General features: G+C 46.9%; 11 protein-coding genes. 8 read left to right on the top strand and 3 right to left on the bottom strand.

The genetic code is table 11. The features are described from left to right. Positions 1-8: 8 nt before the first annotated feature. The gene (dnaA, locus tag AKL11_RS06755; protein WP_425387563.1) at positions 9-1,547 is read right to left on the bottom strand and encodes a chromosomal replication initiator protein DnaA; all 1,539 of its coding nucleotides are present in this window, start codon (positions 1,545-1,547) and stop codon (positions 9-11) included. A gap of 741 nt (positions 1,548-2,288) precedes the next feature. Here dnaA and rpmH point away from each other — a divergent pair. From rpmH to AKL11_RS06720, 8 genes are all read left to right on the top strand, one after another. Next, positions 2,289-2,423 (top strand): 50S ribosomal protein L34, encoded by a 135-nt coding sequence (gene rpmH / locus AKL11_RS06750; protein WP_067515830.1) that lies wholly within the window; start codon positions 2,289-2,291, stop codon positions 2,421-2,423. A 32-nt stretch (positions 2,424-2,455) separates the two neighbouring features. Then, positions 2,456-2,827, top strand: a complete 372-nt coding sequence (gene rnpA / locus AKL11_RS06745; RefSeq protein WP_067516010.1) for a ribonuclease P protein component — start codon at positions 2,456-2,458, stop codon at positions 2,825-2,827. Positions 2,828-2,916: 89 nt separating this feature from the next. After that, positions 2,917-3,156, top strand: a complete 240-nt coding sequence (locus AKL11_RS25595; protein WP_172807238.1) for a hypothetical protein — start codon at positions 2,917-2,919, stop codon at positions 3,154-3,156. Continuing rightward, the gene (gene yidD, locus AKL11_RS06740) at positions 3,107-3,433 is read left to right on the top strand and encodes a membrane protein insertion efficiency factor YidD (RefSeq protein WP_067515829.1); all 327 of its coding nucleotides are present in this window, start codon (positions 3,107-3,109) and stop codon (positions 3,431-3,433) included. Before AKL11_RS25595 ends, yidD begins: the two co-directional genes overlap by 50 nt. Then, a complete protein-coding gene (gene yidC / locus AKL11_RS06735; protein ID WP_067515828.1) occupies positions 3,409-5,076 on the top strand; it encodes a membrane protein insertase YidC in 1,668 nt (555 codons plus the stop codon). Before yidD ends, yidC begins: the two co-directional genes overlap by 25 nt. 246 nt (positions 5,077-5,322) lie before the next feature. Continuing rightward, the gene (locus AKL11_RS06730; protein ID WP_157673446.1) at positions 5,323-7,782 is read left to right on the top strand and encodes a FimV/HubP-related protein; all 2,460 of its coding nucleotides are present in this window, start codon (positions 5,323-5,325) and stop codon (positions 7,780-7,782) included. Between the two features lie 55 nt (positions 7,783-7,837). Next, positions 7,838-9,214 (top strand): tRNA uridine-5-carboxymethylaminomethyl(34) synthesis GTPase MnmE, encoded by a 1,377-nt coding sequence (gene mnmE / locus AKL11_RS06725; RefSeq protein ID WP_067515826.1) that lies wholly within the window; start codon positions 7,838-7,840, stop codon positions 9,212-9,214. Between the two features lie 84 nt (positions 9,215-9,298). After that, a complete protein-coding gene (locus tag AKL11_RS06720; protein ID WP_067515825.1) occupies positions 9,299-11,005 on the top strand; it encodes a phospho-sugar mutase in 1,707 nt (568 codons plus the stop codon). On the opposite strand, the gene AKL11_RS06715 is transcribed toward AKL11_RS06720, so the two are convergent. Beyond that, positions 10,929-12,146 carry an ABC transporter ATP-binding protein gene (locus AKL11_RS06715; protein WP_067515824.1) on the bottom strand — a complete coding sequence of 406 codons (1,218 nt, stop codon included), beginning with the start codon at positions 12,144-12,146 and terminating at the stop codon, positions 10,929-10,931. The two genes, AKL11_RS06720 and AKL11_RS06715, sit on opposite strands and share 77 nt — an antisense overlap. Next, positions 12,143-13,780 carry an ABC transporter permease gene (locus AKL11_RS06710; protein ID WP_067515823.1) on the bottom strand — a complete coding sequence of 546 codons (1,638 nt, stop codon included), beginning with the start codon at positions 13,778-13,780 and terminating at the stop codon, positions 12,143-12,145. Before AKL11_RS06710 ends, AKL11_RS06715 begins: the two co-directional genes overlap by 4 nt. Positions 13,781-13,789 lie beyond the last annotated feature (9 nt).

The following is a 13,789-nucleotide window of genomic DNA, read 5'->3' as shown; positions in this document are numbered from 1 at the left end:
ACAATTAATTAACTGGTAAGGGAACGCAGCAGATTTTTGTAATCACTTTTGATCTCATTATCTGCTTCCACCAGTTCCTTCACTTTACGGCAGGCATGGAGCACTGTCGTATGATCACGGCCACCGTAGGCGTCACCAATCTCAGGCAAACTGTGACTGGTTAATTCTTTCGAAAGCGCCATGGCGATCTGACGAGGTCTGGCCACGGAACGACTGCGCCGTTTGGACAGAATATCCGTCACCTTGATCTTGAAATACTCAGCCACCGTTCTCTGGATATTATCTATACTGACTTGTTTATCCTGCAATGCCAACAGGTCTTTCAGAGACTCGCGAATCAGGTCAATATCAATGCGCCGCCCCATAAAGTGAGCACTGGCAATGACCCGTTTCAAAGCCCCTTCCAGCTCACGAACATTGGACCGAATGCGCTGAGCAATAAAGAAAGCCGCCTCATGGGGAAGCTCTACTTTATGCTGCTCTGCCTTCTTCATCAAAATAGCAACACGGGTTTCTAATTCCGGCGGTTCAACCGCAACGGTTAAGCCCCAACCAAACCGGGATTTCAACCGTTCTTCAACGCCGTTAATTTCTTTCGGGTAACGATCGCAGGTCAGAATCATCTGCTGACCACCTTCAAGCAGCGCATTAAAGGTATGGAAGAACTCTTCCTGGGAACGTTCTTTGCCCGCAAAGAATTGGATATCATCAATCAACAATGCATCAACAGAACGATAGTACTTCTTAAAGTCATTGATAGCGTTCAGCTGTAGCGCTTTGACCATATCCGCTACAAACCGTTCGGAGTGAAGATAAACAACTCTGGCATTACGATTTTGTTTAACCAGAGAGTTACCCACCGCATGCATCAAGTGAGTCTTACCAAGACCAACGCCACCGTATAAAAAGAGTGGGTTGTAGGAAGAGCCCGGATTTTCAGACACCTGCTTTGCTGCCGCCAACGCCAACTGGTTCGACTTACCTTCAACAAAAGTATCGAAGGTAAAACCTGTGTTCAGGGAACTGTGGTGTTTGATGGAGCCTTCCACAACCACTTGTCTTGGTGGTGGGGCAGCCGGTTCCTCATGGTCAACACTGCTCTCTTTTAAAGGGTTAACCTTTATCTGAGCAGGCTCTTTCTCAATCTCGGCAACAAGATCGGGTTTAGGCGTTTCATCTTTCGCTACCGGTAAAGACGAGACCAGCTCATGAGTCACCACAGACTGCTCTATAGCAGCTTGTTTTAAAGGGTTCTCTATGGGTCTATCGGAAACTGAAATCATTGCTGGCTCCGACTCCCTGACGCGAGTTGTGCGCTTGGTCAAAGAAGCCGGACGACGGTTGGAAACCGCCAGAGCGACCGCAGGGGATTCGCCATCTGATAACTCATCCAGAATTTCTTCAATTCGTGGCAGAAATTTCTCTTTAACCCAGTCTGCAACAAAACGATTGGGTGCCAGCAGGCAGAGGTCGTAATCGTCCCCCATCACTTTCAAAGGCCGAATCCAGGTATTGAACTGCTGGGAAGACAGCTCATCCTGCAACATGTTAATGCATTTCTGCCATAGCTCGAGAGGCACAGGCGATCTCCTACTTTCCTGATACAGATCAAGATCTGATACGGGTATCACTGAAGCCGGTCAGACAGCCTGCTGAAGACCTTCAGGTTCGTTAAGGATAAGGGTAAATAGATAAAAAGAAATTGTATCCTTTTTGGATAAAGTTATCCACACAGAGATTGGAAGCTGAACTTAACAAGAAAAATGCAATTTATTATATATATCAATAACTTGAATAAACCTAAGCAGGTTTTACCAGATATATATGTTATCAACTAAAAGCTGTGGAAAGCCCCGTTAATGAGTACCCTTGAACCTTATGTTCTTCCTGTGGGTAACATGACCATGATTTCCTCTGTGGATAAACAGCCTTCTTATCCACAAGACACTAAGATGAAAGCAACAGAATACAGAGAGGCTTTAGACAACTACATGCACACGATCAATCCCTTATAAAACCTGGGCAAAAGCCACTTATCCACACAAAAGTGCCACCCTAATAATTACATCTATTTCTAATACACATCACATAAGAGATAAATCTCTTATCTATATATAAGTAAGAAAACATTTCACCTGAATAAATTCCACTTCTATATAGGCAACGCAAAAGACATAGTGTAAACAACAGTGTTACTACGGTGCTTCTTGACAAATGCAAATTGACGCCCCCTCTTCAATTACTTAGAATGCCCGTCTTTTGTAAGTCCATAAAGACGAGATAACCCGATGAAAAGAACTTTCCAGCCAAGCAACCTGAAGCGTAAACGTACTCATGGCTTCCGTGCGCGTATGGCTACCAAGAGCGGCCGTGCACTTATCAATCGCCGTCGTGCTAAAGGACGTAAGCGTCTGTCTGCGTGATTGACGCCTGCGGCTCTGTAAAGAGCGTCAGCATGAGTCAATCGTTTAGCCGTGATAAACGGCTATGTAGCTCGGCTGATTTCAAACAGGTATTTGATACAACGGATATTAAGGTATCCAGCCAACAACTATTGATACTGGCAAAAGCCAATGTGCTGGGTCAGGCAAGACTGGGGTTGGTGGTTGCCAAGAAAAATATTCGTACCGCTGTTGGCCGAAACCGGGCCAAGCGCCATATCCGGGAAACCTTTCGTCTCAAACAGGATGAAATAGGTGACCTGGATATTGTCGTTTTAGTCCGCCGGGGTTTTCACGAACTGACGGACAGCGAGCAAAACCAACTGCTCAACAAGCAGTGGCAGCGACTAAAGCGCAAACGGAGTGAGAGGCAGCAGCAAGCCTGACGTTCACCTCCGTTGGTATCCGACCTGTCTGGACGACAGGCCAGAGCACCGCAACAGGGTATTCGTGGTTTTAACGCATGTTTTAACTAATGAACACATCCTGTTTGGCTCAACCAGGTCTGAAAGACGTGCATCAACAGACAATACGGATTCATCGTGATTCTTTGTTTGTGGGTAAGCCGCCTCAGGGCAGTGAATTAAAGCAAGCTTTCTTAGGGTGTTTCTTAGAAAATTTCTCAAGAAGTGTCTCAGAAAGTATTGATCGAATAAGGCATCTGTATGGTCAGATTGGCAAGCATCCCAAGGGAGCTATTGGTGGGCTTAATTAAAGTCTATCGTTATGCCATCAGCCCACTGCTGCCCAGTCGATGCCGCTTTTACCCCTCATGTTCCGCCTATGGCCTGGAAGCCCTAAATAGTCATGGTTTTCTGACTGGCAGCAAGCTGACCTTGCTCCGGCTACTGAGGTGTCATCCCTGGCATCCAGGAGGATTTGACCCGGTACCGGAGAAAGATTCTGGTGAACATCGGAATCACTCAGACAATCATATTCACTCATCTGAATGTGTGGCCCGGAACTCATGGATTTCCAAAGAACACTCCTGATTGGTGCCATTGCTGTCGTCGGTGTTTTAACACTGCAGCAGTGGAACGCAGATTACCCCGGTACGTCGAAATCGACCGCCGTGACCCAATCCGTTTCCAGCACGCTTGCTGGCTCCGATATGCCGTCACTGTCCAGTGACAATGCAATTCCTTCTACTGATACTACGGGTGCTTCCAAGCCTTCTACTGATCTGATCAGTGTGAAGACCGACACCATTGACGCCCTGATCGATCCGGCCGGTGGCGATATTATCAGTTTGACTCTGCCTAAATACCCAGCCTGGTTACCAGAAGATGGTGAAACATCGGTACCGTTCCAGTTATTGGTAAACAGCCCTGACTGTCTGGGTGAGCAAACCTGTGTATTCACTGCCCAGAGTGCGCTGGCAAAATCCGATGGACCCAACGCTGATAATCAGCGCGGAATCTATCAGGTTAAGCAATCCAGCTACACCATGGAAAATGGTCAGGATGCTCTGACGGTTGATCTCTACAAAAATACTGACGGCGTTAACATCACCAAAAGCTTCACCTTCTACCGTGATCGCTACGATGTGTCTGTGGATTATAAGATCACCAACAACAGCAACAAGGTGTGGAAAGATCAGTTTTACGCTCAGCTAAAGCGCGATAACTCTGAAGATCCAAGTCAGTTGAACTCCAAAGCGCCAATGAACACCTTCCTGGGCGCTGCGGTGCATTCCAGTGAAGAGCCTTACAAGAAGCTGGCATTTGACGATTCCGCGGATAAACCGTTTAACGAAACCGTGAAAGGTGGTTATGCGGCCATGCTGCAGCACTACTTTGTCAGTGCGTGGATTCCAGACCAGGATGCAGACCATAAGTACTACGCTAAGCAAAACAAAGAAGGTTATAACTTTGTTGGTTTCTTTGATAACGCCCTCACAGCACAACCTGGTGAGACGGTAGAAACCGGTGCGACGTTGTATGTTGGTCCAAAGAATCAGGACATCCTGAAAACCCATGCGAATGGTCTTGAACTGACTGTCGACTACGGCATGCTCTGGTTCCTGGCTCAGCCGTTATTTGCCATTCTGAAATGGATTCATTCCATTGTGGGTAACTGGGGTTGGTCCATCATTTTGCTGACGGTGCTGGTGAAAGGCATTTTCTATCCATTGAACGCAACCAGTTTCCGTTCCATGGCGAAAATGCGAAAGCTTGGACCCAAGCTGGCAGAACTGAAAGAACAGTTTGGTGACGATCGTCAGAAGATGTCGCAGGCGATGATGGAGCTGTACAAGAAGGAGAAGGTCAACCCAATGGGGGGCTGTTTGCCAATCCTTGTTCAGATGCCGGTATTCATTGCGCTGTACTGGACGCTGCTGGAATCTGTGGAACTGCGTCAGGCGCCTTGGCTTGGTTGGATTCACGATCTGTCCCAGATGGATCCGTACTTCATCCTGCCGCTGATCATGGGTGCATCCATGTTCATCCAGCAGATGCTGAACCCGACACCTCCAGACCCTGTTCAGGCAAAAGTGATGAAGATGATGCCTGTCATCTTTACCTTCTTCTTCCTGTTCTTCCCTGCAGGTCTGGTACTGTACTGGGTGACGAACAACACGTTGTCGATTATTCAGCAGTACTTCATTACCAAGAAGATCGAAAGAGAGGGTTAACCTCTTTTTTAGAGCAAGGCAGCGCAAGGCTGCTTTGCTTTCTTCACCTCTTCTCTTCTGATATTCCCCTTTCTAATTAATCCATCTACTGTCGTCTTTTTCGGCGTTTCTACAGTTACCTTCTCCTATACCGATAACCAGAGAGTAATTCGGAATTTCCATTGATGGGCTAACCAGAAAAAGACCAGAATCATGCTCAAAAAATTGATAGGAACTGCTATTGCCAGCAGTGTTGCAGGAAGCTTAATGGCCAGTCCAAAGCTGGGAAATATTGTCTTGAACCATGCACAAGACAACCATTTCAACGGTGTGATAGCGATTGATGCTCTACCGGATGAGCTGAAAAATAAAAAGCTGAAGGCCAAGCTTGGGTCAATCACTGACTTCTATCGTCACGATGTCGGGTATAGTAATCAGCTGTCCAGCCTTCGTTTCAATGTGCTCAAGGATGCGGGCGGTAAACACATTATTCGTGTCAAATCGATGCGCCCTATTGTGTCTGGTACTCTGCCTCTGGTTGTAAAGCTCTATGCCGGCCGGCAAAAAATATACGGTGTCTATGATCTGGAAATGCGCCCGGGCTATAAGGGGTTTGCAAAAAACCAAATTGAGAGCTCACTGTTAAGAGTGGCTTCAAGCTCAGCACCGATAATGCAATCCAAGCAGGATTTTTCATACCGTGATGGTGACTCAAAAGCGACCAACTTTTCGATTACAGGTAAACAGTTAAGTCAGAATACTCATTACAAAAAACCTTCAGCAGCATCTATTAAAAAGGTTGCTAGAAGTAATTATGATGTGCAAAAGCCAGTTATCGCTACATCAATACCCAGACCGGTAAAATCGACTGCGAAACATATAGATAGTTCTCTATCCAGTAATAATACGGTGTTGTCAGGCACCAGTATCAGCAAAATTGCCATGGAACTGTTACCTCGTTATCCAGAGCATAAAAACTGGCAGTCATTGATGAATCACTTGGTGTCGCTGAACCCAACTGCATTCATCGATGGAGATAAAAACCGGTTGCGTGAAAGTGCTGTTTTGGTACTGCAGGAAGTGCAAGACGATAGAAGTACGCCTAAAAAATTGGTCGTAAGAGGTGGAGGAAGTTCAGAGGCTAAGCCCAGAGTTAATAAGCAATCCATTGCTCGTGTATCGTCCATAAGTGCATTAAATGCTCTTGATGAGCCTATTAAGCCTGAAGGAATGAGAGCGTTCTCTGATGGCAGAGCAACGGTTCAATCCACTGCAAGTGTTAAAAAACCGGTCGTCTTTAATAAGTCTCGTATTGATGGCAGCTCAATGGATTACCGGGTTGCGAAAAGTGAAACTCTTAGTGAGATTGCATTTAAGCTATCGTCACAATATTCAGAGTATGGTCATTGGAAAAATCTGATGGCACACCTTGTGGCACTGAATCCAGGTGCGTTTATTAATGATGATATCAATCGGTTAAAAGCAGACATCCAACTTCGGCTTCCATCAAAAGAGCAGCGACAAAAAGCTCTGGCAATGTCGCAGCATGTGTTGGGCATATCATCAGATAATCATTACAAAGTTCGTCCGGGTGATTCATTAAGTGCAATTGCCATTAAATTGGCCAGAAAAAATGGCGGTTCTGCCGTTGAAATAATGAGGGGGATAGTAAAACTAAATCCAAATGCATTCGCAGGTAAAGATATCAATAGGCTTATGGCGGGTAAGGTGCTAACACTGCCAGTTAATAAAAAACGAATGGCTCAAGTAAGGACCGAGTCATTACCAGAGCAGCTGGGCATAACAAAGAACCGTTTACCTACCCACGTGCCTGTGGTACAAACGCGAGTTAAATCGCACGCCATCAAAACACAGAATACACATCATCAGGTTAATTACGGTGAGAGTATTGGCACCATTGCCATGAGATTGGCTAAAGAACATCCGGAGCTTGGTAACTGGAAGTCGTTAGTAAATCAGTTAGTAGCCATGAATCCGAAGGCGTTTATTAATGGTGATCCAAGTCAATTATTGACAGGCGCTGAACTTGCTTTACCGACCATAGAAATCGAAGCTGAGGTAATGGAGCTACCCGGATATACGAAAAAAACACCTGAGCCATTGAATATAGAAGCGAACCGAGAAGTTAAAAAAATACTCTCAGCTCCCGTCGCTAAAAATACCAGTCGTCATGGAACTTATCGGGTTACCGATGGCGATAACCTAAGCTTGATCACTTACAAGCTTTTGGACAAATATCCGCATATCAGCAGTTTGCGAGTTATGGCTGATGAATTAATTCGTATGAACCCAAGCGTACTATCAGAGCGTAATCAGCGATCTATTCCAGCTGGTACACTGCTGCTTCTTCCTGACCCTAGTGAAAAAGTGCACGACATGGATAAGGTTATGCATCAACTGGAAATCAATACTGATGCTCGAGCGGCGCCACACACCAAATATGATAAGATCAGTAAACCCTTGGAGCGCGGAGCCGTTAGCGAAAAAGATCTGGTCAAAGAAGTGTTCTATGTGGTTCCCAAGGATTACACTATCAGCATGGTAGCAATACAACTGCATAAGGACTACCCAGAGTATGAGAGCTGGGCGGAATTAATGAATGATCTCTATGATTTAAATCCGGAGGCATTTGTTGATAATGACATTAATCAGCTAAGAAGCAATGCCGAATTGAAGTTACCAATCGGTGCGGTTTCTGTGTACTAGATCGCCAATCCTTCATAGACTATGCCATCAACTACGCAGTAACTGATGGCTTGATATGTCTGATCTCAGCAATTTACACCAGGATACAATTGTTGCCCAGGCCACTGCGCCAGGGCGCGGTGGTGTTGGCATTATTAGGGTATCCGGACCGGATGCTTTGCGCGTTGCCAGAGAAGTGCTGAAACTGGAACCAAAACCCCGGTTTGCTCACTATTGTCCATTTCATGATGAAGATGATGTGATTCTGGATGAAGGCATTGCCCTTTACTTTCCAAACCCGAACTCCTTTACCGGCGAAGATGTGCTTGAACTTCAAGGGCATGGCGGCCCGGTCATTCTCGATATGCTTCAAAAGCGGATCATGTCTCTGGGGATTCGACAGGCCCATCCCGGTGAATTCTCAGAAAGAGCATTCCTGAATGATAAGCTTGATCTTGCTCAGGCAGAAGCCATTGCTGATCTGATCGAGAGCACGTCTGAGCAAGCTGCCCGTTCGGCGTTGCGCTCTTTGCAGGGTGTGTTTTCAAATCGTGTTAATGGGCTGGTTGAATCGTTGATAGAGTTGAGAATCTATGTCGAAGCAGCCATCGATTTTCCGGAAGAAGAAATTGATTTCCTCAACGATGGTAAAGTCACCGGTGAGTTGCAAAGCATTACTCAGCAGCTTCAGGATGTGATTCGGGAAGCGAGTCAGGGCGCCATTCTGCGTGACGGAATGACAGTCGTTATTGCAGGTCGGCCAAACGCCGGAAAATCCAGTTTGATGAACGTGCTCGCCGGTCGGGAAACAGCAATCGTTACCGACATTGCCGGAACCACCCGGGATGTTTTGAAAGAGCAAATTCATATCGATGGCATGCCACTGCATGTGATTGATACCGCCGGGCTCCGTGAAACCGATGATCTGGTGGAACAGATTGGAGTGGAGCGTGCATTCAAAGCCATAGAAGAAGCGGATCGTGTATTACTGATGGTGGATGGTTCTTCAACCAGTGCAACAGATGCTCACGACATCTGGCCGGAATTTGCAGATCGCCTGCCTATTCAGGAAAAACTCACCGTTATCCGCAATAAAATTGATCTCACCGGAGAGCAGCCCGGATTTGCAAAAGAAAACGGTGTTCCTGTGTTGAGAATCTGTGCAAATAATCATCAGGGAGTTGATGCTCTGCGCGAGCACCTGAAAGCCTGCATGGGGTTTGAAGGCGCAATGGAAAGTAATTTCTCCGCGCGCCGCCGTCATCTGGAAGCACTGCGTCAGGCGGGCGAGTACATTGAAAATGGTCGACAGCAGCTGGAGCATATGGGTGCCGGCGAATTATTGGCTGAGGATCTGCGACTTGCACAAAAAGTGCTGGGTGAAATCACCGGTACTTTTACCAGCGATGATTTGCTAGGCAGAATTTTCTCGTCTTTCTGTATTGGGAAGTGACGTTCAACAAAGCTGTTAAAATACAGGTGTCGACTGTTTAGTCTTTTTTCTGCTCATCACTACGATTGTCATAGGAGCTCCTTCATGAACGAATACGTATCGAAGTGGTTGTCACGGGACCCTGATCCAGCCACCCGTAAAGAGCTTCAAACGCTGATAGATTCGAATAATGAAAAGGAGCTAACCAGTCGATTTACCGGGCGACTTGAGTTTGGCACAGCAGGCCTGCGAGGCGTTGTTGGCGCAGGCTCAAACCGGATGAATCGTTTGGTTATTCAGGAGACCGCTACGGGCTTAGGGCGTTACTTGCTTGATCAAATAGAGAGTACATCTACAAAAGGTGTGATTATCGGTTATGACGGTCGTCCGGATTCACGACAGTTTGCCCATGATACCGCTGGCGTACTCACCGCTTTGGGTATTAAGGTTTATCTCACGGAAAAAGTAGCCGCAACGCCATTGGTGGCTTTTGGTATTAACCATCTGCAAACGGCAGCCGGTGTTGTCGTCACCGCCAGTCATAACCCACCTCAATACAATGGTTTTAAGGTTTATTGGAGTAACGGTGCTCAGATTATTCCGCCTCATGATTCAGGCATAGCCAAGGAAATAGATATGGCCGCTGAAGCAGAGCTTAACTTGAAAGATCTGAATCAAGCGGAACAAGAAGGCCTGCTGGTGTGGCTTGGAAAGGATTATTACGAAACGTATCGCAAAATTATTGGACAAAGCCCGCTACTGAACAATCACACTAAGCCCGATGACATTGCCCTTGCCTATACCGCTATGCATGGCGTAGGTGCAGAGATGGCTGAAGATCTATTGTGTGACAATGGGTTTAATCAAGTATTTAGTGTAGCGGCTCAGAGAGAGCCTGACGGCACATTCCCAACCGTTAATTTTCCTAACCCGGAAGAACCTGGTGCAATGGATATGGTGATGGCAGAAGCCAAAGCCCATAACGCTGTGCTGGCCTGTGCCAATGATCCGGACGCTGATCGTTTTGCGGTGGCCGTTCGCAAACCGGATAACAGTTATCAAATGCTAACCGGTGATCAGGTAGGTGCTCTGTTTGGCGATTATCTGCTGCGATTGGCTGGAGCTGAAAATAAGCTGGTTGGTTGTACCATTGTTTCTTCCAGCTTATTGGGAAAAATTGCCAGCAGCATGGGCGCTGAATGCTTCCAGACATTGACGGGCTTTAAATGGCTGACGAATGTGGCAATGTCGATGGAAACCAGTGAACGACAGTTTCTGTTTGCCTATGAAGAAGCCCTTGGCTACACCATTGGCAGTCAGGTGTGGGATAAAGACGGTCTTTCTGCCCTTGTTGCTTTTGCGCAGCTAACCGCTGAGTTAAACAGCCAGGGGAAAACCGTCTGGGATCAATTGGAAACCCTATACAGAAAACACGGTCTGCACCTGAACGCTCAGCGCAGTATTGCTCTTGATCCAGCCGCGCCACCGATTGGTGACACATTACGATCTGCACAGCCCGAAATGATTGCCGGGCAAAAGGTGATGATTATTGAGGATTTCAAATCCTCCAGAAGAAAGCACGCCGATGGTCGTGAAGAAGTGATTCAGTTACCCGTGAGTGATGTGCTGATTTATCACCTTGAGTCCGGTAACCGAGTGGTGGTCAGGCCATCCGGTACCGAGCCCAAATTAAAATGTTATTACGAAGTGGTTGAACCCTTTGACGCGGACGATGCTATGGAACAGGTTCAGCAACGGGCGGATGCGCACATGCATCATTTGATTGAAGCCCATCAGGCGTCGCTGGTGTAGTGGTTGTGAGCGCCTGACCATCCGCATCAAACAACACCAGCTCGTGAGGAATAATATTCACATGAGCTGGCGCGCCTTCACTGAACACCATGGAACCTTCAGCACCCAGTGATGAATGTTCTGCCACCAGCTGATACTTTCCCTGACAGCAATCCACCTGAATTTCACTGCGGATGGTTTTCCCCATGAATTGCTGACGGGAGACGGTTGCCTGTGGATAACTATTGTCTGTGTTGTGCACAGGTTTAATTTCAACCATCTGCGGCCTGACAAATAACTCAAGGCTGGCTGGAGAATTCGTTGATAGTGGTCGTGTAGATTTCAAAAGACCAATGGGTGTTTCGACGTGATACTCATCTTTTATCGACACAGGTAGTACATTACCCGCGCCCATAAAGTCGGCAATAAAGCGGTTATCCGGATGATGGTAAACGTCGGATGCCGTTCCATACTGCATAATTCTGCCCTGCCCCATCACCGCGACTTTATCTGCAAAGGCAAAACCCTCTTCTCGACTGTGGGTAACAAATAAGCCAGCGACCTTCTGCTGTTTTAATATGTCTCGAATTTCACGAATCAGGTGTTGGCGAACCTGACTGTCGATATTAGAAAAAGGTTCATCCAATAACAGAATGGAGGGTTTGTTGGCCAGCGCCCGGGCAATAGCCACACGCTGTTGCTGACCACCGGACAACTCGTGAGGATATCGTTTTTCAAGATTGAACAGATTAACCAGTTCAAGCATTTCCCGAACGCGGTGTTTTATCGTTGTCGAATCCGATTTGTTGAGGCCAAAAGCAATGTTTTCAAAAACAGTCAGATGAGGAAACAGGGCATAATCCTGAAAAATCATGCCAATACCCCGCTGTTCAGGAGGCGTCACTTTTCGGGCTGAACTGACTTCATGACCATGAATATTTATGGTGCCCGCAACAGGTTGAATGATGCCGGCAATGGCTTTCAATAAAGTGGATTTACCGCAGCCGCTTCTGCCCAACAAGCAAACAATTTCACCGTCTTCAATGGCTAAGTTCAAATCTGACAATACCAGATCGCTGCGGCTTAATGCGTCTTTTGGCTTCTTGCGCTGACTATTATAGGAGCAGGCAAGGTCAGTGATTTCTAAAGCGTTCAAATTCATGACTGCTCTTGCCTTTCCAGTGATCGATTGAGCATTATCAGGGGCACTAATCCTACCAGAACCAGTACCAATGCGGCAGGTGCCGCATACTCAAGTTGTTCATCTGATACGTATTGGAATACCCACGTAGCCAGTGTTTCAAAATTAAAAGGACGCAACAAAAGGGTTGCCGGCAGCTCTTTCATACTCTCGATAAAGACCAGCAACAAACCCGCCAGCAAGCCTTTTCTAATCAGTGGAATATGAATGCGCTTAACCATGCCCTGTGGATGGCAGCCAAGAGTTCGGCTGGCCATATCCAAAGAAGGAGACACTCGGCCAAGGCTGGATTCCACGCTACCGACAGCAACAGCGGAAAAGCGAACCACATAGGCAAAAACAAGAGTGAGCGCCGAGCCGCTGAAGATTAACCCAACCGGTGATTGCCCCCACTGAATCAGTAATTCATTAATCCAATTATCTGTCAGCGCCAGAGGAATCAGTACACCAATAGCCAGCACATTGCCCGGTAATGCATAACCTGTGGATACAAGACGCCCTGGGATTTTTGCAAATGTAGAGTTCTTCAGGCGCTGATAAATACACAAAAATAACGCAACAAAACAAGCGACAGCTGCTGCAGAACCAGAAACCATAAGACTATTAAGACCGTACTGGAAAAGCTCGGCGTTCCATGATGACTCGAAATAGCGAATCAGATAGTTCACCAGAATCAGGGATGGTAATAGAAAGCCGAGAATAACCAACATCCAGCACCAACCCAGAGCCAGCAATTTGGTTTTGCCGGTTAATGCTATGTGTTCTTTTTGTTCTTGTCCGGTATTTTTCTGATAAAGCTGTAAACGTCGACGGCTGTATTTTTCTGTACTGATCAGCAGCATGACCACCAATAACATCATGGCAGAAATTTTAGCGGCAGCATTCAGGCTGCCATACCCAAGCCAAGTGTCGTATACCGCAGTTGTAAGAGTGGGAACGGAGAAATAACTGACAGTGGCGAAATCACCTAAGGCTTCCATGCCCATCAACGCGAGGCCGGTAATAATGGCCGGACGTGCCATCGGCAGTGAAACACGAAAGAAACTGTTTAGCGGAGAGCATCCAAGCAACCGACTGGCCAACACCTGACTTTGTGACTGCTCCAGAAAAGCGGTTCTCGCCAATAAATAAAGGTAGGGATAGAGCACCAGGGCAAGAATAATAATGGCGCCACCAAGACTGCGGATTTCAGGAAAATAATAGTCAGCAGCGGATTCCCAACCTGTGATCGTTCGTAACAACTGTTGAACCGGGCCAGCAAACTCCAGTAAGTCCGTATAAATAAAAGCAATGACATAAGAGGGCATCGCCAGTGGCAAAATCAAGAGCCACTGCAACTGTGCTTTACCCGGTAGATTGGTATTCGCCATAACCCAGGCCGCGGGAATGGCAAGAATGGCGCCAAGGATGCTGACACCAAGAATCAGCAGAATGCTGTTAATAATGTAGGTGGGGAGTACCGTGTTCCAGAGGTGTTCAAAAAGCTCACCGGATGGCGCAAGCGCTTCCACCACCAAAGCGACGACAGGCGAAAACAACAAAAGGGCTAGCAGCCAACTGCCAGCCCTCCAGTAGAAAGGTAACTGATGATTCATATAATCAAA

The sequence above is a fragment of the Endozoicomonas ascidiicola genome, from assembly GCF_001646945.1.
In the GTDB taxonomy this organism is placed as follows: Bacteria; Pseudomonadota; Gammaproteobacteria; order Pseudomonadales; family Endozoicomonadaceae; genus Endozoicomonas; species Endozoicomonas ascidiicola.
Note: the sequence above shows the minus strand (reverse complement) of the source record. Positions and strands in the feature narration are given on the sequence as shown.